Consider the following 24,227-nt stretch of genomic DNA (forward strand, 5'->3'; position numbering starts at 1 on the left):
ACCATGCTGAGCGAAGGTCTTTTCTATGACATCGTGCGTCAGGCTCTCTGGATCGCCGTCATCACATCGGTCCCGATTCTGGCTGTTGCTCTGGTGTCAGGCCTGATCGTTGGTCTGTTTCAGGCCCTGACGTCGATACAGGAAATGACACTGACCTTTGTTCCCAAACTGATCGCCATCGTCGTCGTGTTCTGGATCTCGATGGGGTTCATGACTCAGACCCTTGTTACGTTTTTCACCGGTACGCTTGTTCCATTGATCGCAGGAGGTCGCTGATGGACACCGCCTATGTCACCCTGTCCCGCCAGTCCGGGCTGATGAACGAAATGCGCCTGGTGGCGAATAACATCGCAAATGCCAACACGACCGGCTATCGCCAGCAGGGGCTGGTGTTCTCGGAATACATTCGAGATATGCCGAACAGCCCCTCCCTCTCCATGAGCCGGGCCGAGGCGCGAAATTCGTCAATACAACAAGGCGTGCTGACGCAAACCGGCGGGCAATTTGATTTTGCCATCGAGGGCGACGGGTTCTTCATGGTCGAAACCCAGGATGGCAACCGGCTGACGCGGGCTGGCAGCTTTTCTCCCAATGCCGATGGCGATCTGGTTTCAATGGATGGTGCGCGCGTGCTCGATGCCAATGGCGCGCCTGTGTTCATCCCGCCTGACGCAGCGTCAATCGATGTCGGCAGCGACGGAACGCTGAGTGTCGATGGTCAGCTTCTGGGTCAGCTGGGCGTTTTCAACGTCGCCGATACGAACGAACTTGTACGCGAAGGAAACACTCGTTTCCGCACCGACGGTGCAATTGAGCCGGTCGACGAGCCGGTGGTTTTGCATCGCTTTCTCGAAGGGTCAAACGTGAATGCGATTCAGCAAGTGACCCGTTTGGTGGAAATCCAGCGCGCCTATGAGCTGGGGCAAAGCTTTCTTGAGAGTGAAGATGAGCGCGTGCGTGGAGCACTCAAGGCGCTGATGCGCTGATTTGGATGAGGAGAGTTGGACATGCGGGCCCTTAAAATTGCCGCCACCGGGATGACAGCACAACAGATGCGGGTTGAGACGATCTCGAACAACCTCGCGAATATGAATACCACCGGCTACAACGCCCGACGGGCCGAATTCGCCGACCTGCATTATCAACAGATGGCGCGGGCCGGCACCGTGAACGCGTCGGACGGAACGGTTCTGCCCACGGGTATTCAACTGGGTCTGGGTGTGCGACCGGCCGCGGTGACAGTGCAATTGGAACAAGGGGCCTTGTCGGCCACCGGGAGCGACCTGGATGTTGCAATCGAAGGTCGCGGATATCTGGAGGTGACCTTGCCCAGCGGTCAGGCCGCGTATACGCGCGACGGCAGTTTGAAGCGGTCGGCAGAGGGCCTGATCGTCACCTCTGACGGGTTTGCGGTTTCGCCGGAAATCACCATCCCTGACGATGCGCGTTCTGTTTCGATCAACGTGTCGGGCGAAGTCTATGCGTATTTTGACGATTCCCCCGAAGGTCAGTTGCTTGGGGAGTTTACGCTGGCCAGTTTTTCGAACGCCAAAGGCCTGGAAGCCGTCGGAGGCAATCTGTTCAAGGAAACCGAAGCTTCGGGTGCTCCGGTTCTGGGTACGCCGGGCGAAGACGGTCTGGGAACTTTGCGGCAGGGTTATCTGGAAGACAGTTCGGTTGACGCCGTTCGCGAAGTTACCGAGCTGATCGAAGCGCAACGCGGCTATGAGATGAATGCCAAAGTCATCACGGCGGTGGACCAGATGATGAGCGCGACAACGCAGGTACGGTGATGCGACATCTGGTTCTTTCTCTGGTGCTTATGGCGCCAATTGCCGCCCAGGCTGACATTGTGGTGCCGACACGCACGATCCGGGCCAAGGAAGTCATTTCTGCGGCCGATCTCGAGTTGAAGCCAACAGATGTTGCCGATGCAATTTCAGACCCTGATCTTCTGATCGGACAAGAGGCCCGGGTGGCGCTCTACCCTGGTCGGCCAATTCGCGGCTCTGATGTCGGGCCACCTGCCATCGTGGATCGAAACGATCTGGTCGTGCTGGTGTTCAGCAGCCAACCCTTGTCGATCACCACAGAGGGCCGGGCCTTGGGGCGCGGCGCGGCGGGGGATCGCATTCGGGTCATGAACCTTTCATCCCGAACAACCGTAACAGGCCGAATCCGTCCGGACGGTCAAATCGAGGTACAGTGATGCACGGATTGCCAAAAACCCTTGTCCTGACGGCTTTTGCCTTGTCCGCATGTGGTCGAATGGATCATTTGGGCAAACCGCCAAGTTTCACACCCAACGAGGATTCCCCGGAACAGGTTGCAATGTTGTGGCCGGGATTGCCATTGCACACCCAACCCCAGCGAAACGTCGACCGGTCCTCTTTGTGGAGCGGCGGGCAGCATTCGTTGCTGGGCGACCAGCGGGCGATCAAGAAAGGCGACATCCTGACCGTCGTCATCGAGTTGGACGAGAAGGCAGAAATTTCGAACAATACCAGACGATCCAGATCTGGGTCCGAGAACCTCGAAGTCCCCAGCCTCTTCGGCCTGCCTCAGCGCGTGCAAAAGAACCTGCCCCAGGGCGCGTCATTGGATGAAGCCGTTTCGATTGAAGCGGATTCCTCGAGTTCTGGCCGGGGATCCGTCAGGAGAAACGAAAAACTGACTCTGCGTGTTGCCGCAACAGTGCTGGATGTGTTGCCGAACGGAGTTCTTTCAATATCGGGATCCCAGGAGTTGCGGGTCAACTTCGAACTGCGAGAGCTTCTTGTGACGGGATATGTCCGCCCGCAGGACATCTCGCGGCAAAACGAAATAACCTATGACAAAATCGCGTCAGCGCGCGTGTCATATGGCGGCAGAGGGCAGATAACGGATGTCCAGCAACCCCGCTATGGTCAGCAAGTTCTTGATTCCCTTTTGCCGTTCTGAGGTGAGATCGTGGTTGCGAAATTGATTCCCGTGATTTTTCTGATTGTTGGACTCGGCGCGGGTATTGGCGCGGGTCTGGTTCTTGCACCTGCAAAAAAACCTGAAACTGCCGGTGCCGAAAAAGAAGCAGTCAAAGAAGACAAGGCGGCCGGCAAGAAAACCGGGAAATCAAAGGAAAAAGGCAAGGGGGAAAGCTATGGTTATCTGAAAATGACCAAGCAATTCGTCGTCCCCGTTGTAAGTGACGACCAGATCGAAGCCATGGTAACGCTGTCGCTGAGCCTTGAGGCGAACCCGGCCATTACAGAAACCTTTTATGCAATCGAGCCTAAACTCAGGGATGGCTTTCTTCAGGTTCTTTTTGACCATGCAAACACGGGCGGCTTTGACGGGACCTTTACAGAATCCGGGAACCTGGATGTTTTGCGGAATTCCTTGCTGGAAGTGGCGCGCAACGAATTTGGCGACGACGTGTCCAAAGTGCTGATCCTGAGTGTAAACCGACAAGACAGCTGACACTGACCGGCCCGATACGCCGGGTCGGTCAAGCTAGGGCCCGAAGTGCTTTTCGGCATTTGCTTTTCGGTTTGCTTGCTGAACTTTCTTCCGCAGTGTTTCCACCGCTTGTTTTCGCCCAAAGGCAGTACGCAAAGCTTCCATTCCGGCCAGTTTCTGCGCGCGAGTTCGTGCCAGTTGCAGGTTCAATTGTCTCCGCGTCGCGGACTCCCAACTATTCCAGAGAACGTCGGTCCCTGAAACCTGATAGCCTTCGACCTTGGTGCTGTCTTGGCGCGCCTGACGGAGTTGACCGTCCAATCTGGCAAGTTGCTGCTTGATCCGTGCCTCGGCCTCCAGGATCGGTCGCAGCGCTTGAAATTGCTTCTGAAACGCCGCGTTGGTCACTTTTTCCAGATCGGGTAATTGCGTGTGAGTCATCGAACTTGCTCCTTCGCGCGTTTTCGCATCGCTTCGGCAAACCGGATCGCGGCGGCAACAGGACGATAGTGCTCTTCGGTGATCTCCTGACCTATGTCCACGGTCGCGTGAAGGGCGCGAGCTGTGGGAGGGTCTGAATGGATCGGAACGCCTGCTTCTCCTGCGGCGGATCGGATGGTGGCGGCGATTTCGTCCACCCCTTTGGCAACGCAAACCGGGGCGCTGCCGGCAACCCGTGTCCATTTAAGCGCCACAGCATAATGGGTGGGGTTTACGATCACGACATCCGCGCCGGGAACATCTGCCAACATTTGGTTGGTTGCGATTTCCTGCGCGCGCTGGCGCCGGTGTTGTTTGACATGAGGGTCGCCCTCGGCATCCTTGGTTTCATCCATGATCTCCTTGCGCGACATACGGTTCTTGCGCATGTGTTCGGCATATTGCCAAAGGAAATCGACAACCCCGATGGCCAGTGCGATTGCGATCACGATGAACAGAAAGCGAAACAGCAGGTTCATCATGAGCAGAATGGATGACTTTGTCGGCGCCGCGCTGGCAGACAGAATCTCGGTTAGATTGGCTTTCAGAAAAAGCGCAAGGCAGGTGCTGTAGATCAACAGTTTGGTGGTGCTTTTGGCAAACTCGAACAGGCCGCCCCGCCCGAACTTGTTCTTAGCGTTCGAAACCAGAGAGATACGCGATAGCTTTGGTTTCAATTTGCTTGGGGCAAAGATCAGCGCGCGCTGGGCGATCAAGTTCAGCAGAACAGCCGCCGCAGGAAGACAGAACAGCAAAGCAACAGGCAGCAGGGCACTTTTCAAAACCCCCGCAACCGGAGCATGCGATGGCCCATCCGTCAGAAGCCGTGCAAATGCGTCGGACTGATCGATCAGAACCATGAACCCGGTGCCCATATGCTCGACGCTGTATTGACCGACTGTGAGCAGGGCGGTCAGAAACCCGGTATATGCCGCCACGACCGACAAGTCGTTGGATTTTGGAACCTCACCCTTCTCGCGCGCCTTCAGCAGCTTTTGCGGTGTCGGCTCGTATGACTTGTCGCTGTCGTCATCACCTGCGCTCATCTTTGCGCTCCTATCGGGTTGGTGAAGAAGGCAACCAGCGCGTCAGCCCACACGGACAGGATCAGCGGTGTACCGGCGAACAGCAGAAACAGCCCGGCGAAGGTGATTGCAGGAGCACCAACGAAGGCCACCATCAGCTGGGGCATTGCCCGGTTGATGACCCCAAGTGCCAGGTTGTAGATCAAAGAGGCGATGACGAACGGTGTTGCCAGTGCAAAAGCCAGCCCAAAGCTGTTGGCGACCTGATGCAATCCCCAGCGCGACGCATCCGCGGCATCAGGTGCCAGCCCTATTGGGAACAGGGCATAACTCTGGATCAGGAACTGCGCGGCCCGGATGTGCAGGTCCATGATTACGGCAAGTGTCAGTCCTGCCAGGGTCAGCAGGTATCCCATGGCGGGGATCGGATCGGCCGCCGCGCCACCCAGCAGTTGCGACAATGACGTGGACTGAGCCGCAATGGACCCCGCGGTTTGCAGCGCGAGAACGAACAGGCGCAGGCCTATCCCCAGGACAAGCCCGATCAGAACTTCGGTGCCGACCAGCCGCACGGTCGCCCAAAGGCTGGGATCTATTCTGACGGGGGGCGCAGCGGGCAGTATGATCAGCGTGAAAGCAACGGAAGCACCAAGCTTTACCCGTGTCGGAATACTGCGCTCACCGAAAGCTGGAAGCAGCGAAACAAGAGCGGAAACGCGCAGAAACACGACAAAGGCCTGCCAGATTGCTTCGGCCAGCTGCGACAGCATCTCTGGCGGCAGGGCAATCACGCTGCAACAGTTCCGACCAAGGCAGGTTTGGCTTCCAGCCCGATTTCTTCGAAGGACAAAACCGGGTTGGACACGCCGCGTGCTTGCATGACGGTGCGCAGCAACCGACGACGCCGGGTCGAGGTCACGACGGCTGGAAACAGACCGTTGTCAGCGGATTTGGCGATGGTGCTCACGACTCCGTCGGCCAGTTTGTTGAACACGTTCGGGGGCAGCGCGACATCCATGCCGGTATTTGGGGCGTCGATCTGGTAAGAGGCGAATGTGTCCTCCCATTCCGGGGCCAACTGGATCAGAGGGATCGAACCATCCTCGCGCTTCATGTCCGCGACCAACTGAAAGCCAAGACGCTGACGCACAAGTTCACAGATGCCTTCGGGCTGGGTTGTGGTCAGCCGCGCCTCGGCGACACTTTCAAGAATCAGCGCCATGTTCCGGATCGACACACGTTCGTCGAGCAACAGGCGCAGAACAGCGTGCAACGTGTCGATCGGCACTTTGTCGGGGATCAGTTCATCCAGCAGCTTACGGTTGGCTTCGGCGCGTACCGGGTCGCTCAGGCGGGTCATTTCCGACAGCAGGCGCCGGAGGGATTTCAGTGTCAGCAGGCGCGAGAAGTTCTGTTTGATGATCTCCAGCAGATGGGTTGCAAGAATCTCGGGCGGTGAAACTATGGTGGCACCGCTCAGCGCGGCGTCCTCCTGATCCTTGGGCAGGATCCAGCGTGCCGGAGCACCATAGACCGGCTCGGTCACGTCATTGCCCTCCGGCAAAAGGTCTAAACCGTCCTGCACGAGCGCCAGGATCAGATCGGGGTGCAAGACACCGCGTGCCTGTTCGACGCCCTGAACCTTGATCACATACGTTCCGGTCGGCAGGTCGGCGCGGTCGGTCAAGCGGATTTCGGGCAGGATCAGGCCAAAGGTCGACGCCACATAGGTCCGCATATTGGCAATTCGGGCGTCCAGCCCGGTGCCCGGATTCAGAACCATGCTGACCAGATCCGGCGCGAACTCCAGATGGACATCATCCAGGTCCAGGATGTCGCCGATAGCTTGGGATGTCGGCGCTTCGGTTTCGGTCGAGGGCAGGTTTGCCGATGCGGTTGCGTCTTGCTGTTTTCGGTGAACATTGTAAGCCGCGTATCCCAGAATGGCCGCGCCAAGGATGAATGGCAAAAAAGGGAGACCGGGCACCAGCGCGAACAGGACCATGAGCACCGCGACAGTGGACAATGCTGCCGGGTGGCGGCCGAGTTGAGAAAAGATGGCGGTGTCTGTTGCCCCCTGCGTGCCGCCCCGTGCCAGCAGCAGGGCAGACGCTATGGAAATGATGACGGCGGGAATTTGCGACACCAACCCGTCGCCGACGGTCAGAATCGCATAGGTTTCGAACGCCGAGGCCACGGGCATTCCATGCACGACGACGCCCATGACCAGGCCCATGACGAGGTTCAGCAACGTGATCAGAAGCCCGGCGACGGCGTCTCCCTTCACGAATTTCGACGCACCATCGAGAGAGCCAAAGAATGTCGTCTCCTGCTGTTCCAGCTCTCGCCGTTCCTTGGCTTGCTGATGATCGATTGCCCCGGCGGACATGTCGCTGTCGATCGCAAGTTGTTTGCCGGGCATCCCGTCCAACGCAAAGCGCGCGCCGACTTCGGCCATTCGGGCGGCGCCTTTGGTGATGACCATGAAATTCACGATCAGCAGCACGCCGAACACCACCAGGCCAAGAAAAATGCTGCCGCCCATGACGAAACTGGAAAAACCTTCGATCACGTCTCCTGCAGCATTCGGGCCGGTGTGCCCCTGCCCGATGATCAGTTTCGTCGACGACACATTCAGCGACAGGCGCAACATCAAAGACGCCAGCAGAATCGTCGGGAAGGACGAAAAGTCCAGCGGGCGTTCAATGAACAGCGTCAGGGTGAAGATCAGGATGGCCAGGGCAAAGGAGGCCGCCAACCCCACGTCCAGCACCCAGGCTGGCATGGGCAGGATCATCATGACGATGACCGTCATCAGCGCAATCGCCAGCAGGACAGTAGGCGAAAACAGCGACTGGATGTTTACCTTGGGCACGCGAAACTCCTAGTTGAAGGCGATAAACGCGGTTGCGGCGCCTGCGGCTGGCACCAGAGACCCAAGCGCGCCGGTGCGGGGCGAGGCCGTCGGAATGGGAATCAAGGGGAGTCCGGCCTCGGTGAACGGATCCCGAGACGTGCCCGCAACCCGGGTTCGGGGGGCCCCTTCGAGCTGTGCCAGCACCGTTTGAAACCGCTCTTTGTAAGCTTCGGCAAGGGGTGTCGTGCGGGAATGATAAGCCCCCGCGGCTGCGGGCCACGAACCTAGCTCGGCATGGAGTTCATTCAGGAACCGGGCGGCGTAGGTCGCGTTCTCATCTGGATCGAACATCGCGTCGATCGAACGGAAGGCTTTGCCGTGCCAGCGATAATTGATCTGAAAACAGCCGACATCAAAGCTGCGGGTGCCCGATTTGAAGATTTTGAATGCATAGGCCTTGGCTTCGACCTCGGACTTGAACCAGTATCCCTGACCGCCGACGTTGATTGTCCAGGGCCAAGGCTGCAACCGGCCGTCCAGCCTGCGCCCGGTTTCAACGCGCGAGATGGCGCGGAGCACGTCCAGGGGCACGCCTTCGGACAAAGCGGCGCGGCGCGCGGCATGATCGCACAGGTCACCGGTTTTGGCATCTGGCATGGCAAACCCTGCCTGCGCCAAAAGCACATGCACCAACATGAGTAACAGCGGGAACTTCTGATTTGGCATTCTGCCGGTCCGGGATTCTGATCTCTCCCGGCCAAGCTAGCCAACGATCGGTTTACAGAGAGTTATCGCCGCTTCAGTTTCGATCTATCCTGCGCCCGAAAACAACGCTGGTATTGGTGCGCAGGACACCGGGAATTTTCGCCAGGTCATCGACCAGAATGTCCAGATCCTCCAGCCTCGGCGCCTCTGCGGACAGCATAAGGTCGAACTCTCCGTTGATCGACAGGCACAGTTTGACTTCGGGGTAGGCTTCGAGCCGCTTGATGATCCGGCTGGTTTCCTTTTGCTGCACTTCGAGCATGACGATGACTTGCACTTTCGGCGTGTCTTCGGTGGACCCGAGGCGCACGGAGTATCCTTCGATCAGGCCGCGCTGTTCCATCCGGTTAATTCGCTCGTGCACGGTTGTCCGGGCAACACCCAGCGTGGTCGCAATCTGCGTGGTCGAGGCGCGTGCGTTGGCTTGCAGGGCGGCGATGATGCGACGGTCAAGCTGGTCCATTGGGGCTCTGGTTTGTGGTCATTGCGGGTTGAGATCAGGTCGAAGCGCTCGCTCAGGGTTCGCGCGGGATGCGCGGGTGCAGATCGTCGATTATGATCGGATGCGCGTGCGGGCCTGACCCGGCCAGATGTGGATGATCGGGCGGCAGGTCGGGGTGATCATGGGTGATCGGTTCCTGGTCGAGGCGCGGCCACAGGCCGATTGCACCGACGACGCCCGCCACGGACAGCGTCGCCATGCTGCTGAGTGTGACGGTCGGGCCGAACACGGTCATCAACCACCCCGCCAGCGGATAAAGAACCAGCCAGCAGCCATGCGACAGGGTAAACTGTGCGGCGAAGACGGCTGGGCGATCCTCGGGGTGGGCCGACCGGGTCAAAAGGCGGCCCGAAGGTGTCAGGGTGGTGGAGTATCCGAAACCGGTAAATGCCCACAACGCGGTCAGCAACCCGAGCGACAGAGGAGCAATTGCGGCCAACATCGCGGCGACGGCCATGGAGCCAGTGGCAAAAACGGCGCCCGCGACCATGACCCGACGGTCCTCGATCCGGTCCAGAAGGCGGGGCAAGGTAAAGGCTGCAAGCATCGATCCGCCCCCGAACCCCGCCAGGGCAATGGCCACCGCGCTTTCCGACAGGCCCAGATTGGAACGCACGATGACCACGGTGTTCACGATTACCATCGAGCTCAGGGCCGCCGCACTCCAGCTGAGCGCAAGCAGCCCGCGCAACCGGGGTGTTTTCAGATAGATACGTATGCCGCGTGTGGTGCGGTCATAGATACCGCGGGGTCGGCTTGGTTTGGGCGACGGAAGCACGGCCGAGACAACCAGCAATGCCGATGCGACAAAACCAAGCGCGGTACCCCAGAACAGGCTGTTGAAGCTGACCAGCAGCAGCAATGCGGCGGCGAACATCGGGCTCAGCAGGCTTTCCATATCGTAGGCCAGGCGTGACAGCGACAAGGCACGCGTGTATTCGGCTTCGTCTGGCAGAACGTCTGGAATCGTGGCCTGAAAGGCGGGCGTAAAGCCCGCCGACGCCGATTGGAGCACGAAGATCAGCACGTAGATTTGCCAGACTTCAGTCACGAAAGGCAGACACACTGCAACCGCTGCGCGGATCAGGTCCAGCACGACCAACATCTTGCGACGATCCAGACGCTCGGCAAAAGCAGCGGCGAGCGGTGCAACGGTGACATAAGCCACCATCTTGATCGTCAGTGCCGTGCCAAGGACAAGTCCCGCAGCATTCCCGGCCAGATCAAAGGCGAGCAGCCCAAGGGCGACCGTGGCCAGCCCGGTTCCGGTCAGAGCAACGATCTGGGCGGCGAACAGGTGGCGGTAGGTGCGGTGTTTCAGAATACTCAGCATGGCTTAGAGGTACTTTGTAATCGCCTTGAAGTCTTCGATCCCGCCGCCATCGTCGTCAGCGGACAGGCAGTGTTCGATATGATCATGAATCAAAGCGCGTTTGGCATTGGTGACGGCTTTTTCTACTGCAAACAACTGTTGGGCGACGTCCGAACAGGGCGCGTGCTCTTCGAGCATGGCAATGACCTTGGCCAGGTGCCCATGGGCCCGCTTCAGCCGGGCCGTGATCTGCGAATGTGACTGGTGGGTGTTGTCTGACATGGCTTATCCATATCCTCCCGATGGGGATATGGTCAAGGATTTGGCATCGAATGGCCCGCGACTTTCGGACGGCGTTGAGTTTGGGGACCAAACCGCCTATCTCGGGGGCGATATCGCACAAAGGAATAGTCGCGTGGCGAACCATTTGTACAAAAACGATCTGCCGGATGGGCTGGATCTGGGCCCCGTTGTGGCCATTGACTGTGAAACCATGGGGCTGAACCCGCATCGCGATCGCCTGTGCGTGATTCAAATGTCAGGCGGTGACGGAAACAGCCATATCATCCAGGTGGACAAGGGCCAGACCGAAGCCCCGAACCTGAGTGCCATGCTGGAAAACCCCGATGTCCTGAAGCTGTTCCATTTCGGGCGGTTCGACATCGCCGCGATGTATCACACCTTTGGCGCCCTGGCCGCGCCGGTTTACTGCACCAAGATCGCCAGCCGGCTGGTGCGCACCTACACCGACCGCCACGGGCTGAAGAACCTGTGCCAGGAACTGATCGGCGTGGATATCTCGAAACAACAGCAGATGAGCGATTGGGGCGCTGATACCCTCACGGATGCTCAGCTGGACTATGCGGCCTCGGACGTTCTTTATCTGCACCGCCTGCGCGACGAGTTGAACAAACGGCTGGCGCGCGAGGGCCGGACCGAGATGGCGCGGGCCTGTTTTGATTTCCTGCCGATGCGTGCGAAGCTGGACCTCGCCGGTTGGCCCGAAACGGATATCTTTGCACACTCATGACCGACACCGAAGCATTCCTGAGAACCGCCCGCCAGGTCGTCACCGACGAGGCCCGCGCGCTGGACGTGCTGGCCGACAGCCTTGACGAGCATTTTGCAGAGGCGGTGCATCTTATCCTGAAAGCAACCGGGCGCATCATCATCAGCGGCATCGGAAAATCGGGCCATATCGGCCACAAGATTGCCGCCACTCTGGCCAGTACCGGAACGCCCGCCTATTTCGTGCACCCGGCCGAGGCCAGCCATGGCGATCTGGGCATGGTTTCCAAAGGCGATGTGGTGCTGGCGATTTCGAATTCGGGCGAAGCGCCCGAGCTGGCCAACCTGCTTGCCTTTACGCGCCGCTTTGGCATTCCGCTGATCGGGCTATCCAGCAAGCCAGAAAGCACGTTGATGAAACAGGCCGATGTGCATCTGCTGATACCGTCGATGGGCGAGGCCTGCGGTTTCGGCATGGTGCCTTCGATCTCGACGACGCTAACCCTAGCCATGGGCGATGCGCTGGCCATTGCGCTGATGAAGTATCGCGACTTCCGCCCCGAGGATTTTCGCGCCTTCCACCCCGGCGGAAAGCTGGGTGCACGGCTGAGTACGGTGCGTGACCTGATGCATACCGGCGACGCCTTGCCTCTGGTCGCGGCGAACACCCCGATGAGCGACGCGCTGATCGAAATCAGCCAAAAGGGTTTCGGCGTGGCCGGTGTAACGGATGCGCAGGGGCATTTGTCGGGCATCATTACGGACGGTGACTTGCGGCGACACATGGACGGTCTGCTGGACAAAACGACCGAGCAGGTCATGACCGCCAATCCGACCACCATAACACCGGACGCATTGGCCGAAGAGGCGGTGGCGATCATGAATGATCGCAAGATCACTTCGCTGTTTGTGGTCGACGAGGCTGCATCCGGGCAGGCGCTGGGTCTTCTGCATATCCACGACTGCTTGCGCGTCGGTCTGGGCTGAGGGAGGCCGAATTGGACAGGTATTCCCGCATGGTACAGTTCCTGAAGGTTCTGTTGCCGCTTGCGGCCATTCTGATGCTGTCTACAGTGTTCCTGCTATCCCGCAGCATCGAAACCAACGTATCAGTGCCATTCGCAGAAAAAGACATTGACGAGCGGTTGGCGCAACAGGTGGTCACACAGCCGAAATATCGCGGGACAACCCGCAAAGGCGAGGATGTTCAGATCGAAGCCATCCAAGCCAAGCAGGGCGGCGAAGACGAAACCCCGACCGCATCCGAATTTCGGGGCCGGCTGGGGCTTCTCAGCGGTGGAACGATATTTCTGGATTCCAATTCAGGTTTGATCCGCCCTGATGAGGGCACGGCAACTTTTGTCGGCGACGTGGTGATTACCACTGCCGACGGGCTTCAAGTCACGACTGACCTGCTCAACACGTCGCTGGACGAAATCCGGGGCGACACGCCGGGGCGGGTGAACGGAACCGGGCCGATCGGCAATTTTTCCGCCGGCCGCATGACCTTTGGGACTGAAAAAAAGGACGGACCGGTCCATATTGTTTTTACAGACGGCGTGAAGCTGGTATACGAGCCTGAAAAAGCAGAAAGATAACCTGTGTTCGATTTTCGTTTTGTTCCTTTGTGCCTTGCTCTGTTTGCAGGTGCCGTAACCGCGACTGCGCAGGAGGCGCAGGTGGCTTTTGGTTCTGCAAATGCCGACCCGAGCCTTCCGGTCGAGGTCACATCCGAAATATTGAACGTCAACCAGGAGGACGGTTCTGCCGAATTCCTCGGAAATGTCGTCGTCATTCAGGGCGAAATGCGGCTGACCGCTGAACGGGTTCTCGTGATCTACAACGAGGAACGTTCGGCGATTGAACGGATGGAAGCCACCGAGAATGTTGTTCTGGTCAGCCCGCCCGATGCGGCAGAGGGCGATTGGGCAGAATACACGATCGAATCCGGTGTGATCGTCATGAAAGGCAATGTCCTGCTGACGCAAGGCCCCAGCATCATCAGCGGCGATCAGATGAACGCCAATCTGACAACGGGCACAGCGACCATGACCGGACGCGTCAAGACGATCCTTCAGCAGGGAAACAACTGATGGCGCGACCCGACCTGTCAGTGGCCGAAGGCAATTCCGGGCTGCGCATCGAGAAACTGCGGAAATCCTACCGTAAGAAAACGGTGATCCGCGATGTCTCGATGACACTGGACCGGTCCGAAGTCGTTGCCCTGTTGGGACCCAACGGATCGGGTAAGACCACGACCTTTTATTCCGTGGCAGGGCTTGTTTTCCCAGAGGCCGGCAAAGTCACGATTGACGGCCAGAATGTTACGACGTTACCGATGTACCGGCGTGCGCGAATGGGCATCGGTTACCTGCCGCAGGAGATGTCGATCTTTCGCGGCATGAGCGTCGAGGACAACATCGCCGCGGTACTGGATATCACGGTTCCTCATGCTCACAGGCGGAAAGAACGGCTGGAAGAGCTGTTGTCGGATTTCTCGATCGAACATCTGCGCCGCGCGCCCGCTCTTGCCCTTTCCGGCGGTGAGCGCCGCCGCGTTGAGATAGCGCGATGTTTGGCCGCAGACCCGAAATATCTTTTGCTGGACGAACCATTTGCGGGTGTTGACCCGATCAGCGTCGGCGATATCCGACATCTGGTTGCCGACCTTAAAAAACGGGGGATCGGTGTTCTGATCACCGACCATAACGTGCGGGAAACGCTGGAAATTGTCGACCGCGCCTATATCCTACATGACGGGCAGGTTCTGATGTCGGGCACACCGGACGAGGTCGTCGAGAACGAGAATGTCCGCCGTGTCTATCTTGGCGAAAACTTCCGTATTTCATAGGCTTGTTATGGTCTGCGTCGGATGCATGGCGGAAATCGCGTATATACACACCTGTTTTGATTGACTCTTCCCTCGTCTCTTGCCTCAATTGTCCCATGGCATTTACCCGGTTCCAGTCTGGAGATCGTTGTCCCTTCGTTGAAGGGCTGGAGTTAAGACAACCGCGGAAAGTGTCTCGACCCCCCACCCGATAAAAACAAGTTCGTCGCGTAACGTGACGTCAGAATGGGTGTGAATTGTGAAGGAGATCACATGCGTTACCAAATCAGCGGAAAACAGATCGACATCGGTGCGGCGCTTCAGACTCACGTGCAGACCGAATTGGGCGAGGTTGTGGGTAAATATGCCCAGCGGCCTACCGATGCCAACGTCGTCTTTTCCCGTTCAGCGCATGAATATGTATGCGAAACAACAGTGCACCTGTCCACCGGGCTGACCGCTCAGGCCAAGGCGCATGCAACCGAAATTTATGCGGCATTCGAGGCATGCTGCGACAAAATGGAAACACAACTGCGGCGCTATAAGCGTCGTTTGAAGGACCACCACAAGGATCGGTCCGAGCCGGTTGAACTCTTTGGAGCGTCCTCTTATATCCTCGCTTCTGACGAATCGGACGCGGCCGATGAACCCGAATCGCTGCAGCCCATGATTGTGGCTGAGATGGAAACAAAAATCCCATCTTTGAGCGTTGGTGAAGCCGTGATGCAAATGGAACTTGCCGGCGCCCCGGTGCTGGTGTTCAGAAATGAGAACAAGGATGGATTGAACGTCGTGTATCGTCGCGAAGACGGTAACATCGGCTGGATTGATCCTTAACAGGCAAGGATACGGGGCCGCACCCGCCAACGCGGGTGCCGTGCCTATGGAGCATGATCATGGAGCTTTCGAGCATACTGAAGCCCGAAGCAGTACGTGTACTATCCGCCGCTTCCAGCAAGAAGCGGTTGTTTCAGGAAATCGGCGATGTCGCAGCCGCCAATCTGGGCCTCGATTCTCAGGCCGTCGTCGACTGTCTGCTTGAACGGGAAAGCCTGGGCCCGACCGGCGTGGGGCATGGCGTTGCGCTTCCGCACGCGCGGTTGCCCGAGCTTGATTCGGTTTCGGGCGTATTCGTCATGCTGGAAAAGCCCATCGACTTTGGGTCGGTTGATCGTCAACCCGTGGACATCGCCTTTGCACTGTTTGCGCCGGAAGAGGCCGGCGTCGATCACCTCAAGGCGCTGGCCCTTGTGTCACGCACGCTGAGGGACACGTCGGTGTGCACCAAGCTTCGGGCGAACCCCGATCCGGTCAAGCTTTATGCGATCCTGACCGAAGCGCAGTCCATGCAAGCAGCGTAATCAGAAAAAAAGCCCCCGGATTTCGGGGGCTTTTTTCTGTGTACGGTGATCGGGGTCAGCCGCCGGTTCCCATTTCCAGCGTCCACCAGATTTTCCCGCCTTTTTCCTGATGCCAGGCGAACCCCATCTGCGTGGCCTTGGGGTCCATGATCACGGCGCGCGGTCCGGGTTCCTGCATCCAGGCGGCAAGGGTTTCGGTTTCGGTTTCGTAGGTCTCGGAAATTGCTTCACCGAGGAACGTGCCGAAATATCCGACCCGTGCAGCCCGATCGATCGGAGAGGAGCCGTCGGACCCAAAGTGCCAGGGCCGGTTCTGTCTGGCCATGTCCTTGGAATGGGTCGCCGCTGCTGCGTTCAACTGCGCGTTCAGCTGGACAGGCTGCAATCCCTGAGCCTGACGCAGGGCATTGACCGAATCAACCATACGGAACTGCAACTTTTCCGGGTTGCCGCGAATTTTGTAGACCGTGGGCAGCGGGCGACCGTCTGCACCAATGGTCGTGGTGCCGGTGTCTGTACATGCCGCCAGCGCGACAAAGCAAATCAAGAGTAAAGAAACGATACGCGTCATGATCGACCTGGTTATTGTGTCATTACAGGGCATAGCGCGCCTGACAGCTCTGAGCAAACGTGCAATAGCCTAAACTTGCGTGATTCTGCCGGTTTGATTTGCGACTGAAGCATTCTGGCAATAGAATGTCACGGATTTCAGACCTCACTTGAACACAGGACCCGTTGTCATGGTCAAAAAGCGCATTCAAACGTCCACACGCAGGGGTTTTCTGGCTGGGGCCACTGCAACGCTGGCAACACCCGCACTGGCGCAGTACATCCCCGGTGATCCGCTGCGCCCTGCACCCGAACCCGAACCGTCGGTGCGCCGCAACGTATCGGGTTTCCGGGCGCTGGATTGGCAGCCGTACTTTTCGAACACCAGAAACGGTGCCATTCTGGTCGATACCGTGTCGCGCGCGCTGCACTATTGGTCAGATGATCAAAGTATATACAAACTCTACCCTTCATCGGTTCCCCTGACCGAGGAACTGACCCGCCGGGGGCGTACCAGCGTGATCAGAAAGGTTGAAGGGCCCAGCTGGTCTCCGACACCGTCCATGAAAAAGCGAAACCCGGAATGGCCTGACTATATCCCTCCGGGACCGGATAACCCGCTGGGAACACATGCTTTATACCTGAGTTGGAAGTACTATCGCATTCACGGAACGCACGATACGCGAAAAATCGGACGCCGGTCGTCGAATGGCTGTATCGGTCTGTTCAACGAAGACATTGCCGAGCTGTTCTCGATGGCGAAGGTCGGCACGCAAGTGTTGCTAATTTGACGACATTTTCGTGTGGGAACCCGCTTAGCGGTCAAGTTGCAATTGCATTCCAGCGTCAATGCTGATTAGAAAAAACCACGAGGTAAGTCTTAGATGTGTGGTTCCGGGCATTGGAACTGCGCAAATTCTGGAGGTTAATATGAAGAAACTCGTTCTCGCTGCTGCACTGACTGCTGCTGCTTCGACCGCTTATGCTGGTAACCTGGAAGAGCCGGTTGTTGAAGCACCTGTTGTTGTAGAAGAAACTCAGGGTTCGTCGCAGGGCATCCTGCTGCCGCTGATCCTGCTGGTCGTTGTTGCTGCTGCTGTTGCTGCAAGCTAATCCGACACGGAATTCATGAAAAAGGCGGTGGAGCAATCCACCGCCTTTTTTATTTTCCCAAGGCTGTGCAGGTCAGTCCAGCCAGCCGCGCAAGTTTTCTTCGATCACTGTGCCCAATGCAGCTATGTGCGCCGCATCGTCATTGAGACATGGAATATAGGTGAAGGTTTCGCCGCCCGCTTCTTCGAAGCTTTCCTTGATCTCTTCGTTGATCTCTTCCAGCGTTTCGATGCAGTCGGCCGAGAAAGCCGGCGCGATGACCGCTATGTTCTTTTTGCCCTGTTTGGCCAAATCCGCCACATGATCCACTGTATAGGGTTTCAGCCATTCCTCGGGGCCGAATCGCGACTGGAACGTTGAAACCAGTTGATCGTCAGACCATCCCAGCCGTTCCTTCAGCAGCCGTGTCGTCTTGGCGCACTGGCAATGATAGGGGTCACCCTGTTGCAGATACCGTTCCGGCATCCCGTGATACGAGCAGACCAGAATATCGGGTTTTATCTCCGCCGCTGCATAAGCACGTTCAACGGATTGCGCCAGAGCGTCGATATAGGCGGGTTGGTCGAAATAGGCCGGTACGGTTCGCGTGGCAGGCTGCCAGGCCTCATCCATCAGTGCACGAAAGAACTGGTCATTGGCGGTGGCCGTGGTTGCGCCCGCGTATTGTGGGTAAAGCGGGAAGAACAGAATACGGTCACAGCCCGCGGCAACCATCTCGCGCACTTTGGATTTTGTTGACGGGTTGCCGTAGCGCATGCAGAAATCGACCATCACCTGATCCCCATACCGATCCTGCATCGCGTCGCGCAGCTTGGCAGTCTGGTCCTTGGTGATCGTCATCAGCGGGCTTTCGCCCTTCTCGTGATTCCAGATCGATTTGTAGGCTTCACCCGAACTGAATGGCCGTTTGCTGAGGATGATTCCCTGAAGAATCGGTTGCCATTTCCATTTCGGATAGTCGATGACCCGCTGATCCGACAGAAACTCGTTCAGATAGCGACGCATCGGCCAATAGGTGTAATTGTCCGGTGTGCCCAGATTGGCCAGCAAAATGCCAACACGGCCCATCTTGACCTTGGGATGGTCGGCAGGGGCATGAGCGGGACGAGTGGCATCAAACATTGGGCATTCCTGAATTTTCGTGTTCCGACCTGAGATAAAGGGATTTGGTTGCGCGTCAATCCGACAGTTTGCCCTCTTCCGTGCGCAGGGCATCTGCCAGGCGCATTTGGGCTGACCCCGGGCGCAGCGGCTTTGGTTGGCTGTCATCGGGGGACCAACCGGTCAGGCAAATCAGTTCGAAGGTTGCGGCAAGACGGCCTGTTTCCGTCGAAAAGTGATCCGAATAGACGCGCTGCGCGGCTTCGAACACTTTGCGTCGGGTCGGACATTTCAACCGGGCAGCCAGAGCGTTGGTCTCACCCATGTCCCTCAGATCATGCATCAGGTGCCAGATATCGCGGTATTCTGCCGTCAGCGGTACGGCATCGGCCACTGGCAATGCCAGACCGGCCCTTTGCAGCAACCCACCCAGATCGCGCAGTTCGGCCATGGGGACGATGCGGGGGCTGAGCCCGCCCGTGACTTCGATTTCGGCCTGACCCAGCGCGGCGCGCAATTCGTGAAGGGTCTCACCCCCAAGGCATACAACAAGAACCAACCCATCCGGTTTCAAAGCCCTTTTGCATTGGATCAACTGGCCGACCGGGTCATTGGCGCAGTGCAGCGCCATCGCATGAATCACCAGATCATGCGCACCGGGTTGCAGCGACAGCACATCGTCATCCGCGACAATGGCGGCATCCGGAAAAACGTCTGCCCAAAGCTGTGGGAAAGGGGTCACAACCGCAGGTGCCGTAAAGGTTCTGTTAACCATGGAGAGCCGATCCTGAACCTCATCAATGGCGGCGCGGTGCAAGAACAGTGCGTCGTCCTTCGCGCGGGCGCGATGATGCAGAATGGCGTTACGGTCGAAAAGAGAGGGTGCGGTGGGCTCGGGCAGTTTCATAGGTCGCAAGTATCGCATTGCGCAGCGGATTCAAACTGCCCTTGCACTGATCTACCCGCCGCGTTGCATGAGCTGCGGAGAGCTGACGGAATCCGATTTCGGCCTGTGTGGGGCGTGTTGGCGGGATACGCCGTTCATCGGTGGCACGGTTTGCGAAAGCTGTGGTGTGCCCGTGATCGGAAGTGCAGACAGGTTCCGGACCGAGTGCGACGATTGTCTGAAAACCCCTCCGCCCTGGAACACGGGCCGCGCTGCGCTGATGTATGATGGGAAGGCGCGGTCACTTGTTCTGGCCTTGAAGCATGGTGACCGGACCGAACTGGCCCGCCCCGCTGCCCGTTGGATGGCGCAGGCCGGGCGCGATCTGCTGCGTCCCGGGATGGTGATTGCTCCGGTGCCGTTGCATTGGTCACGCCTGCTGAAACGGCGATACAATCAGTCTGCGCTGCTGGCACGCAACTTGGGGCAAGAAACCGGATTGGACTACGTGCCGGATCTGCTGGTGCGCAAACGGCGGACCCCTGTGCTGGACGGAAAGACCGCGCGGGAAAGGGGCGAAGCCTTGGCAGGCGCAATTGACATCCACCCAAGGCGGGCGCTGCATTTGAAGGGGCGCGATGTCCTGCTGGTGGATGACGTGATGACATCCGGCGCGACGTTGGCGGCGTGCACGCGTGCGTGTCAGGCCGCAGGGGCAAATCATATTTTCGTGTTGGCACTGGCGCGCGTTGCCAAGGATGCCTAATTCGCCCAAGATCGCACGAAACCCAAAGGGACCGGAACATGAAGCCCGTAGAAATCTATACCTCGCCGCTCTGTGGTTTTTGCCACGCGGCCAAACGTCTGCTGAAGCAGAAAGGCGTTGAGTTCAAGGAAGTTGACATTCTGATGCACCCCAAACGCAAGCCCGAGATGATCCAGCGCGCAGGCGGCAAACGCACCGTGCCTCAGATTTTCATCGGGTCACAGCATGTGGGCGGCTGCGACGACCTTTACGAGCTGGAGCGGCAAGGCAAGCTTGACCGTCTGCTTGCGGCCTGATGAAGACCGCGCTGCTGCAAATCACGTCGTCGGATGATCCGGTCGAAAACTTGGACATGGTGCGCGCCATGGCGGCCGACGCGGCAGGGCAGGGTGCGCGGTTTATCCTGACGCCAGAGGTCACGAATTGCGTGTCAAACAGTACGACGCGGCAAAACGAGGTTCTTCAGCACGAAGAAGACGACATCACCTTGGCCGGCCTGCGGGATCAGGCCGCCCGACTGGGCGTGTGGGTGTTGATCGGGTCACTGGGAATCAAGACTCATGACGCTGACGGGCGGTTTGCCAACCGGTCTTTCATGATCAATCCGCAAGGTCAGATCGTGGCGCGCTACGACAAGATCCATATGTTCGACGTGCAGGTCACCGAGACCGAGACGTTTCGCGAATCAAAGAACTATCGCCCCGGCGAAAAGGCGGTCATAGCTGAAACCGATTTTGGCAAGGTGGGTTTGACCATCTGTTATGACATCCGGTTTCCATACCTGCATGCGGCTTTGGCGCAGGCAGGCGCGCGCATCCTGACCGTTCCGGCAGCGTTTTCACCTGTTACGGGCGCCGCGCATTGGGAATCGCTGTTGCGGGCCCGGGCGATCGAGACAGGCTGTTGGGTCTTGGCCCCCGCGCAAACGGGGGAACACCCATCAACGCGCGGAAAGACGCGTTTTACCCATGGGCACAGCATGGTTGTGGACCCTTGGGGAAAGGTGCTGATCGACGCAGGGACAGATCCGGGCATTCACATTTTCGATTTGGATGATAGTTCTGTGACAGAGGCGCGCCGCCGCGTGCCGTCGTTGACACACACCCGGTCTTTCACCGGACCCTGACAGAATTGAACAATGACGGAAGACACCAACGCCCTTGCGGTCACGCTGTTCAGCGAGATCCTGACCGCGGATCAGTTGTTGCGCAACCGGCTCAGCCGGGTGCTGCCCAAGGGTATGGAAATTTCGCATTTCTCGGTGCTGAATCATCTGGTTTTCGTCGGGGACGAGCGTAGCCCGGCGCAACTGGCCAACACATTCCACGTGACCCGTGGCGCGATGACCAATACTTTGGCCAAGCTGGAATGGGCCGGTTACATCCACATCCGCCCCGACTGGGACGACGCCCGCCGCAAGATGGTGGCGATCAGCCCCGCAGGTCGACGGGCGCGGGATCAGGCGATTTCCTCGATTGCCCCGCTGATCAACCGCGTGGTCGGAGAGCTGGGGCTGGAGCGTGTGCGCAGCGCCCTACCAGTGCTTCGGGATTTGCGCATGCAGTTGGAGGGGGAATAACTCCCTACTGTGGCTTCACGCTCGCCGTCACGTAGTTCACGCTCAAGTCCCGATCCGAGATGGACCAGCTCCAAAGGATCGGGTTGAACACGAACCCTTTGCGGTCCACCGGGTCCAGCCCGGCCTGACGCAGCAGGTCGAACAGCTCGTCCGGCGTGATGAACTTGTTCCATTCATGCGTTCCGCGCGGCAGCCAACGCATGACGACCTCGGCCCCGAAAATCGCCATGGCGTAGGATTTCGGGTTGCGGTTGATAGTTGAACAAATCTCCAACCCGCCGGGTTTGAGCAACTGACGCGTGGCGGTCAGATAGGACAGGGGATCAGCCACGTGTTCCACCACTTCCATGTTCAGCACAACATCGAATTGCTCACCGGCAGCGGCCATGTCCTCGGCCGTGGTATGGCGATAGTCGATCTTCAGCCCGGACTGTTCCGCGTGAATGCGCGCCACGGGCAGGTTGCCTTCGGCCGCGTCGGCGCCCACAACGTCGGCCCCCAAACGGGCCATCGGTTCGCTCAGCAGCCCGCCGCCGCAGCCGATATCCAGCAGGCGCAGGCCTTCGAACGGCACAGGCGACTTTAGGTCGCGATCGAATTCACCGGCGATCTGCTGCGTGACATAATCCAGTCGGCACGGATTAAGCATGTGCAATGGTTTGAATTTTCCGTGCGGGTCCCACCATTCAGCCGCCATCGCCTCGAATTTTGCGATCTCGGACGGGTCCACCGTGTTCGGATGCGCTTGCATTCCTGTCTCCGTGTGCTCTTTTACGCTTAAGGACTATATAGGGCCATAATGGACAAGTACCCGGACCAAAAGCGCGCAGTTCAATATCTGTACCCGCCGATCGACCCTTTCGACCAGCGGATGGTCGATATGGGCGATGGGCACCGTATTTATGTGGAACAATGCGGAAATCCTGACGGCATACCCGTCGTGATCCTGCACGGGGGGCCGGGTGGTGGGTGCAGCCCGGCCATGAGGCGATACTTCGATCCACAGGCCTACAGGGTGATTCTGTTTGACCAGCGCGGATGTGGCCGGTCGCGCCCCACCGCCTCGGTCGAAGACAACACGACGTGGCATCTGGTAGCCGACATAGAGCGGCTGCGCAAACTCTTCGAGATCGAAGAATGGATCGCTTTTGGCGGAAGCTGGGGGGCGACTCTGGCGTTGATCTATGCCCAGACCCATCCCGATCGCGTCAGCCGGTTGGTGCTGCGCGGGGTGTTCCTTGCGACTCAGGCCGAGCTTGACTGGTTTTACGGCGGCGGCGCTGGGCGGTTCTGGCCCGAGCAATGGCAGAAATTTACCTCGCTGCTGCCCGAGGTTGAACTGGACGACACCATTGCCGCCTATAACAAACGTCTGTTTTCGGGCGACCGCGCGACAGAGATCCTGTATGCGCGGGCCTGGTCGCATTGGGAAAACGCGCTGGCCTCGATCCACACCAACGGATCGGTTGGCGAAAGCCCCGGCGAATACGCGCGCACCTTTGCGCGGCTCGAGAATCACTATTTCACCAACAAGGCGTTTCTGGAAACGGACGGGCAGATTCTGGAACAGATGGACCGGATCGCGCATATCCCCGGCCATATCGTGCAGGGGCGCTATGATATGATCTGCCCGCCGCAGGCCGCCTGGTCCCTGGCGGAACGTTGGCCGAATGCCGAACTGAAGATGGTTCGTCAGGCGGGGCACGCCCTGTCCGAGCCGGGTATCAGCGCGGAACTGGTGCGGATCATGGACCGTGTGGCGGAGGGTGTCGCATGACCCGCATCGATCGCCGTGCTCTCTTTGCCTCTGGTGCCGCTGCCGCATTGCTGGCGGCGACAGGAGCATCCCTTGCCGGTACGCCCAAGAAAGGCGGGACATTGCGTCTGGCCGTTCCGCGCGATGACAGTCTCGAGCAAGTGGCGCGTGGGGCCGTTTTCGACACAATGACCGAAATCGCCCCGGATGGTACGTTGCGCGGTGAGCTTGCGACCGGCTGGCAAACCGACGCCGACGCACGGGTCTGGAGCTTTGATCTGCGTGATGATGCGGTCTTTCACGATGGCGAACCGTTGCAGATTGCCGATGTCCTGGCCGTTCTGGCCGAAATCGGAAGGCCCGAGGCGCTTGCCCCCAACCGCCTGCGGCTGGAACTTGCCGAGGCAAATCCCGGATTGCCTTTCCTGTTGGCCGACAGCCGCTTTGTCGTTGCGCGCGCCGGTGAAACCGTATCCCCGTTGCGCAAGGCCAACGGCACCGGCTGCTATCGTGTCGAACGGGCAGAAGATGGCCGCCATTTTCTGGGTCGCCGTGTCGAGGGGCATTACAAAGAGGGTCAGGCCGGATGGGCTGACGCGTTTGAGGTCATTGTAATCCCGGACCCTGCCGTGCGGGCCGAGGCGCTGCGGGACGGGTATGTCGATATCGCGGCGCTTCCGGATCGGGCCGGAATGCGAGGCACGCGCGGTGTCCGGTTCCACCCGTCCGAGGCCGACATGGCCCTTGCCGTATCGGATGCTGTCGGGATGCCGCGGCATATTGCCGGGAACGGTGCGCTGGACGATGGCCGCATCGCCGAACGGTGGTGGATGGTGTAAATCCGAATGCGAATCCCTCGGGGGGTTGCAGACTCGGGCCATCCTGCGTATATGCAGTTTCAA

33 protein-coding genes are annotated in these 24,227 nt (G+C 58.7%); 21 read left to right on the top strand and 12 right to left on the bottom strand.

Going from position 1 to position 24,227, the window contains the following annotated elements:
- Positions 1–3 precede the first annotated feature (3 nt).
- From ACR0A2_RS15865 to ACR0A2_RS15890, 6 genes are read left to right on the top strand one after another with little or no spacing between them, the layout of a single operon-like run.
- Positions 4–276, top strand: a complete 273-nt coding sequence (locus ACR0A2_RS15865) for a flagellar biosynthetic protein FliQ (RefSeq protein ID WP_152459750.1) — start codon at positions 4–6, stop codon at positions 274–276.
- Entirely contained in the window at positions 276–986 is a 711-nt protein-coding gene (locus tag ACR0A2_RS15870; protein WP_480836024.1) for a flagellar hook-basal body complex protein, read from the top strand. The genes ACR0A2_RS15865 and ACR0A2_RS15870 overlap by 1 nt, the downstream gene beginning before the upstream one ends.
- Positions 987–1,007: 21 nt before the next feature.
- Positions 1,008–1,793: a flagellar basal-body rod protein FlgG gene (gene flgG, locus ACR0A2_RS15875; protein WP_480836026.1), complete on the top strand. Its 786-nt coding sequence runs from the start codon at positions 1,008–1,010 to the stop codon at positions 1,791–1,793.
- Positions 1,793–2,209: a flagellar basal body P-ring formation chaperone FlgA gene (gene flgA, locus ACR0A2_RS15880; RefSeq protein WP_480836028.1), complete on the top strand. Its 417-nt coding sequence runs from the start codon at positions 1,793–1,795 to the stop codon at positions 2,207–2,209. The genes flgG and flgA overlap by 1 nt, the downstream gene beginning before the upstream one ends.
- Positions 2,209–2,940 (top strand): flagellar basal body L-ring protein FlgH, encoded by a 732-nt coding sequence (flgH, locus tag ACR0A2_RS15885; RefSeq protein ID WP_171120216.1) that lies wholly within the window; start codon positions 2,209–2,211, stop codon positions 2,938–2,940. The genes flgA and flgH overlap by 1 nt, the downstream gene beginning before the upstream one ends.
- Before the next feature lie 30 nt (positions 2,941–2,970).
- Entirely contained in the window at positions 2,971–3,456 is a 486-nt protein-coding gene (locus tag ACR0A2_RS15890; RefSeq protein WP_480836031.1) for a flagellar basal body-associated protein FliL, read from the top strand.
- A gap of 33 nt (positions 3,457–3,489) precedes the next feature.
- Here ACR0A2_RS15890 and ACR0A2_RS15895 read toward each other — a convergent pair whose 3' ends face one another.
- From ACR0A2_RS15895 to ACR0A2_RS15930, 8 genes are all read right to left on the bottom strand, one after another.
- Positions 3,490–3,876 (bottom strand): hypothetical protein, encoded by a 387-nt coding sequence (locus ACR0A2_RS15895; RefSeq protein WP_480836033.1) that lies wholly within the window; start codon positions 3,874–3,876, stop codon positions 3,490–3,492.
- Positions 3,873–4,961 (bottom strand): flagellar type III secretion system protein FlhB, encoded by a 1,089-nt coding sequence (gene flhB / locus ACR0A2_RS15900; RefSeq protein ID WP_480836035.1) that lies wholly within the window; start codon positions 4,959–4,961, stop codon positions 3,873–3,875. The genes ACR0A2_RS15895 and flhB overlap by 4 nt, the downstream gene beginning before the upstream one ends.
- Entirely contained in the window at positions 4,958–5,731 is a 774-nt protein-coding gene (locus ACR0A2_RS15905) for a flagellar biosynthetic protein FliR (RefSeq protein WP_480836037.1), read from the bottom strand. Before ACR0A2_RS15905 ends, flhB begins: the two co-directional genes overlap by 4 nt.
- Positions 5,728–7,755 (bottom strand): flagellar biosynthesis protein FlhA, encoded by a 2,028-nt coding sequence (gene flhA / locus ACR0A2_RS15910; RefSeq protein ID WP_480836224.1) that lies wholly within the window; start codon positions 7,753–7,755, stop codon positions 5,728–5,730. Before flhA ends, ACR0A2_RS15905 begins: the two co-directional genes overlap by 4 nt.
- 69 nt (positions 7,756–7,824) lie before the next feature.
- Positions 7,825–8,523 carry a transglycosylase SLT domain-containing protein gene (locus tag ACR0A2_RS15915; protein WP_480836039.1) on the bottom strand — a complete coding sequence of 233 codons (699 nt, stop codon included), beginning with the start codon at positions 8,521–8,523 and terminating at the stop codon, positions 7,825–7,827.
- 73 nt (positions 8,524–8,596) lie between these two features.
- Positions 8,597–9,025 carry an Lrp/AsnC family transcriptional regulator gene (locus tag ACR0A2_RS15920; RefSeq protein ID WP_152459759.1) on the bottom strand — a complete coding sequence of 143 codons (429 nt, stop codon included), beginning with the start codon at positions 9,023–9,025 and terminating at the stop codon, positions 8,597–8,599.
- A 52-nt stretch (positions 9,026–9,077) separates the two neighbouring features.
- Positions 9,078–10,397, bottom strand: coding sequence for an MFS transporter (locus tag ACR0A2_RS15925; RefSeq protein WP_480836041.1), 1,320 nt, complete (start codon positions 10,395–10,397; stop codon positions 9,078–9,080).
- Positions 10,398–10,400: 3 nt separating this feature from the next.
- Positions 10,401–10,658: a metal-sensing transcriptional repressor gene (locus tag ACR0A2_RS15930; RefSeq protein WP_152459761.1), complete on the bottom strand. Its 258-nt coding sequence runs from the start codon at positions 10,656–10,658 to the stop codon at positions 10,401–10,403.
- Between the two features lie 133 nt (positions 10,659–10,791).
- On the opposite strand from ACR0A2_RS15930, the gene ACR0A2_RS15935 reads away from it, so the two are divergent.
- The 7 genes from ACR0A2_RS15935 (at position 10,792) to ptsN (ending at position 15,575) form a co-directional block, all read left to right on the top strand.
- Positions 10,792–11,406 (top strand): ribonuclease D, encoded by a 615-nt coding sequence (locus tag ACR0A2_RS15935; protein WP_480836044.1) that lies wholly within the window; start codon positions 10,792–10,794, stop codon positions 11,404–11,406.
- Entirely contained in the window at positions 11,403–12,371 is a 969-nt protein-coding gene (locus ACR0A2_RS15940; protein WP_171171788.1) for a KpsF/GutQ family sugar-phosphate isomerase, read from the top strand. Before ACR0A2_RS15935 ends, ACR0A2_RS15940 begins: the two co-directional genes overlap by 4 nt.
- Before the next feature lie 29 nt (positions 12,372–12,400).
- Positions 12,401–12,982: an LPS export ABC transporter periplasmic protein LptC gene (locus ACR0A2_RS15945; RefSeq protein ID WP_245218082.1), complete on the top strand. Its 582-nt coding sequence runs from the start codon at positions 12,401–12,403 to the stop codon at positions 12,980–12,982.
- Positions 12,983–12,985: 3 nt separating this feature from the next.
- A complete protein-coding gene (locus ACR0A2_RS15950; RefSeq protein ID WP_480447230.1) occupies positions 12,986–13,477 on the top strand; it encodes an LptA/OstA family protein in 492 nt (163 codons plus the stop codon).
- Positions 13,477–14,235, top strand: coding sequence for an LPS export ABC transporter ATP-binding protein (lptB, locus tag ACR0A2_RS15955; RefSeq protein ID WP_152459766.1), 759 nt, complete (start codon positions 13,477–13,479; stop codon positions 14,233–14,235). The genes ACR0A2_RS15950 and lptB overlap by 1 nt, the downstream gene beginning before the upstream one ends.
- Before the next feature lie 252 nt (positions 14,236–14,487).
- Positions 14,488–15,051, top strand: coding sequence for a ribosome hibernation-promoting factor, HPF/YfiA family (gene hpf, locus ACR0A2_RS15960; RefSeq protein WP_152459767.1), 564 nt, complete (start codon positions 14,488–14,490; stop codon positions 15,049–15,051).
- 59 nt (positions 15,052–15,110) lie between these two features.
- Positions 15,111–15,575, top strand: coding sequence for a PTS IIA-like nitrogen regulatory protein PtsN (gene ptsN / locus ACR0A2_RS15965; protein ID WP_117872900.1), 465 nt, complete (start codon positions 15,111–15,113; stop codon positions 15,573–15,575).
- A 55-nt stretch (positions 15,576–15,630) separates the two neighbouring features.
- Here ptsN and dalA read toward each other — a convergent pair whose 3' ends face one another.
- On the bottom strand, positions 15,631–16,146 hold the full coding sequence (gene dalA / locus ACR0A2_RS15970; RefSeq protein ID WP_171120163.1) for a divisome-associated lipoprotein DalA: 516 nt from the start codon (positions 16,144–16,146) through the stop codon (positions 15,631–15,633).
- A 169-nt stretch (positions 16,147–16,315) separates the two neighbouring features.
- Between dalA and ACR0A2_RS15975 the strand changes: the two genes are divergently transcribed.
- Both ACR0A2_RS15975 and ACR0A2_RS15980 read left to right on the top strand, forming a co-directional pair.
- Complete coding sequence (locus tag ACR0A2_RS15975; RefSeq protein WP_152459769.1) at positions 16,316–16,915, top strand: L,D-transpeptidase; 600 nt, start codon at positions 16,316–16,318, stop codon at positions 16,913–16,915.
- Positions 16,916–17,054: 139 nt separating this feature from the next.
- On the top strand, positions 17,055–17,237 hold the full coding sequence (locus tag ACR0A2_RS15980; protein ID WP_117870963.1) for a hypothetical protein: 183 nt from the start codon (positions 17,055–17,057) through the stop codon (positions 17,235–17,237).
- A gap of 72 nt (positions 17,238–17,309) precedes the next feature.
- Here ACR0A2_RS15980 and hemH read toward each other — a convergent pair whose 3' ends face one another.
- Positions 17,310–18,359: a ferrochelatase gene (gene hemH / locus ACR0A2_RS15985; RefSeq protein ID WP_171171784.1), complete on the bottom strand. Its 1,050-nt coding sequence runs from the start codon at positions 18,357–18,359 to the stop codon at positions 17,310–17,312.
- A 55-nt stretch (positions 18,360–18,414) separates the two neighbouring features.
- Entirely contained in the window at positions 18,415–19,245 is an 831-nt protein-coding gene (locus tag ACR0A2_RS15990) for a methyltransferase domain-containing protein (protein WP_171364222.1), read from the bottom strand.
- Here ACR0A2_RS15990 and ACR0A2_RS15995 point away from each other — a divergent pair.
- Genes ACR0A2_RS15995 through ACR0A2_RS16010 form a run of 4 tightly spaced genes read left to right on the top strand, consistent with a single transcriptional unit; the run spans position 19,226 to position 21,569 of the window.
- Positions 19,226–19,990, top strand: coding sequence for a double zinc ribbon domain-containing protein (locus ACR0A2_RS15995; RefSeq protein WP_480836049.1), 765 nt, complete (start codon positions 19,226–19,228; stop codon positions 19,988–19,990). The two genes, ACR0A2_RS15990 and ACR0A2_RS15995, sit on opposite strands and share 20 nt — an antisense overlap.
- 38 nt (positions 19,991–20,028) lie before the next feature.
- Positions 20,029–20,286 (top strand): glutaredoxin 3, encoded by a 258-nt coding sequence (gene grxC, locus ACR0A2_RS16000; RefSeq protein ID WP_224857906.1) that lies wholly within the window; start codon positions 20,029–20,031, stop codon positions 20,284–20,286.
- Positions 20,286–21,116, top strand: a complete 831-nt coding sequence (locus ACR0A2_RS16005; protein ID WP_480620240.1) for a carbon-nitrogen hydrolase family protein — start codon at positions 20,286–20,288, stop codon at positions 21,114–21,116. The genes grxC and ACR0A2_RS16005 overlap by 1 nt, the downstream gene beginning before the upstream one ends.
- A gap of 12 nt (positions 21,117–21,128) precedes the next feature.
- Positions 21,129–21,569, top strand: coding sequence for a MarR family winged helix-turn-helix transcriptional regulator (locus tag ACR0A2_RS16010; protein ID WP_480447240.1), 441 nt, complete (start codon positions 21,129–21,131; stop codon positions 21,567–21,569).
- A 4-nt stretch (positions 21,570–21,573) separates the two neighbouring features.
- Here the strand turns inward: ACR0A2_RS16010 and ubiG are convergent, their stop codons facing one another.
- The gene (gene ubiG / locus ACR0A2_RS16015; RefSeq protein WP_480620242.1) at positions 21,574–22,320 is read right to left on the bottom strand and encodes a bifunctional 2-polyprenyl-6-hydroxyphenol methylase/3-demethylubiquinol 3-O-methyltransferase UbiG; all 747 of its coding nucleotides are present in this window, start codon (positions 22,318–22,320) and stop codon (positions 21,574–21,576) included.
- Between the two features lie 48 nt (positions 22,321–22,368).
- Between ubiG and pip the strand changes: the two genes are divergently transcribed.
- Together pip and ACR0A2_RS16025 are read left to right on the top strand one after the other, a co-directional pair.
- Entirely contained in the window at positions 22,369–23,346 is a 978-nt protein-coding gene (gene pip / locus ACR0A2_RS16020; RefSeq protein WP_480620244.1) for a prolyl aminopeptidase, read from the top strand.
- Complete coding sequence (locus ACR0A2_RS16025; RefSeq protein ID WP_480620246.1) at positions 23,343–24,164, top strand: ABC transporter substrate-binding protein; 822 nt, start codon at positions 23,343–23,345, stop codon at positions 24,162–24,164. Before pip ends, ACR0A2_RS16025 begins: the two co-directional genes overlap by 4 nt.
- Positions 24,165–24,227 lie beyond the last annotated feature (63 nt).

It is taken from the genome of Ruegeria sp. H8 (assembly GCF_056532905.1).

Excerpts from the sequence above, each read along its gene's own strand:
- ACR0A2_RS15865 (WP_152459750.1), top strand. The coding sequence starts at position 4 with ATGCTGAGCGAAGGTCTTTTCTATGACATCGTGCGTCAGGCTCTCTGG.
- ACR0A2_RS15870 (WP_480836024.1), top strand. The coding sequence starts at position 276 with ATGGACACCGCCTATGTCACCCTGTCCCGCCAGTCCGGGCTGATGAAC.
- flgG (WP_480836026.1), top strand. The coding sequence starts at position 1,008 with ATGCGGGCCCTTAAAATTGCCGCCACCGGGATGACAGCACAACAGATG.
- flgA (WP_480836028.1), top strand. The coding sequence starts at position 1,793 with ATGCGACATCTGGTTCTTTCTCTGGTGCTTATGGCGCCAATTGCCGCC.
- flgH (WP_171120216.1), top strand. The coding sequence starts at position 2,209 with ATGCACGGATTGCCAAAAACCCTTGTCCTGACGGCTTTTGCCTTGTCC.
- ACR0A2_RS15895 (WP_480836033.1), bottom strand. The coding sequence starts at position 3,876 with ATGACTCACACGCAATTACCCGATCTGGAAAAAGTGACCAACGCGGCG.
- flhB (WP_480836035.1), bottom strand. The coding sequence starts at position 4,961 with ATGAGCGCAGGTGATGACGACAGCGACAAGTCATACGAGCCGACACCG.
- flhA (WP_480836224.1), bottom strand. The coding sequence starts at position 7,755 with ATGACGGTCATCGTCATGATGATCCTGCCCATGCCAGCCTGGGTGCTG.
- ACR0A2_RS15915 (WP_480836039.1), bottom strand. The coding sequence starts at position 8,523 with ATGCCAAATCAGAAGTTCCCGCTGTTACTCATGTTGGTGCATGTGCTT.
- ACR0A2_RS15920 (WP_152459759.1), bottom strand. The coding sequence starts at position 9,025 with ATGGACCAGCTTGACCGTCGCATCATCGCCGCCCTGCAAGCCAACGCA.
- ACR0A2_RS15925 (WP_480836041.1), bottom strand. The coding sequence starts at position 10,397 with ATGCTGAGTATTCTGAAACACCGCACCTACCGCCACCTGTTCGCCGCC.
- ACR0A2_RS15930 (WP_152459761.1), bottom strand. The coding sequence starts at position 10,658 with ATGTCAGACAACACCCACCAGTCACATTCGCAGATCACGGCCCGGCTG.
- ACR0A2_RS15940 (WP_171171788.1), top strand. The coding sequence starts at position 11,403 with ATGACCGACACCGAAGCATTCCTGAGAACCGCCCGCCAGGTCGTCACC.
- ACR0A2_RS15945 (WP_245218082.1), top strand. The coding sequence starts at position 12,401 with ATGGTACAGTTCCTGAAGGTTCTGTTGCCGCTTGCGGCCATTCTGATG.
- lptB (WP_152459766.1), top strand. The coding sequence starts at position 13,477 with ATGGCGCGACCCGACCTGTCAGTGGCCGAAGGCAATTCCGGGCTGCGC.
- hpf (WP_152459767.1), top strand. The coding sequence starts at position 14,488 with ATGCGTTACCAAATCAGCGGAAAACAGATCGACATCGGTGCGGCGCTT.
- ptsN (WP_117872900.1), top strand. The coding sequence starts at position 15,111 with ATGGAGCTTTCGAGCATACTGAAGCCCGAAGCAGTACGTGTACTATCC.
- dalA (WP_171120163.1), bottom strand. The coding sequence starts at position 16,146 with ATGACGCGTATCGTTTCTTTACTCTTGATTTGCTTTGTCGCGCTGGCG.
- ACR0A2_RS15975 (WP_152459769.1), top strand. The coding sequence starts at position 16,316 with ATGGTCAAAAAGCGCATTCAAACGTCCACACGCAGGGGTTTTCTGGCT.
- ACR0A2_RS15980 (WP_117870963.1), top strand. The coding sequence starts at position 17,055 with ATGAAGAAACTCGTTCTCGCTGCTGCACTGACTGCTGCTGCTTCGACC.
- hemH (WP_171171784.1), bottom strand. The coding sequence starts at position 18,359 with ATGTTTGATGCCACTCGTCCCGCTCATGCCCCTGCCGACCATCCCAAG.
- ACR0A2_RS15990 (WP_171364222.1), bottom strand. The coding sequence starts at position 19,245 with ATGAAACTGCCCGAGCCCACCGCACCCTCTCTTTTCGACCGTAACGCC.
- grxC (WP_224857906.1), top strand. The coding sequence starts at position 20,029 with ATGAAGCCCGTAGAAATCTATACCTCGCCGCTCTGTGGTTTTTGCCAC.
- ACR0A2_RS16005 (WP_480620240.1), top strand. The coding sequence starts at position 20,286 with ATGAAGACCGCGCTGCTGCAAATCACGTCGTCGGATGATCCGGTCGAA.
- ACR0A2_RS16010 (WP_480447240.1), top strand. The coding sequence starts at position 21,129 with ATGACGGAAGACACCAACGCCCTTGCGGTCACGCTGTTCAGCGAGATC.
- ubiG (WP_480620242.1), bottom strand. The coding sequence starts at position 22,320 with ATGCAAGCGCATCCGAACACGGTGGACCCGTCCGAGATCGCAAAATTC.
- pip (WP_480620244.1), top strand. The coding sequence starts at position 22,369 with ATGGACAAGTACCCGGACCAAAAGCGCGCAGTTCAATATCTGTACCCG.
- ACR0A2_RS16025 (WP_480620246.1), top strand. The coding sequence starts at position 23,343 with ATGACCCGCATCGATCGCCGTGCTCTCTTTGCCTCTGGTGCCGCTGCC.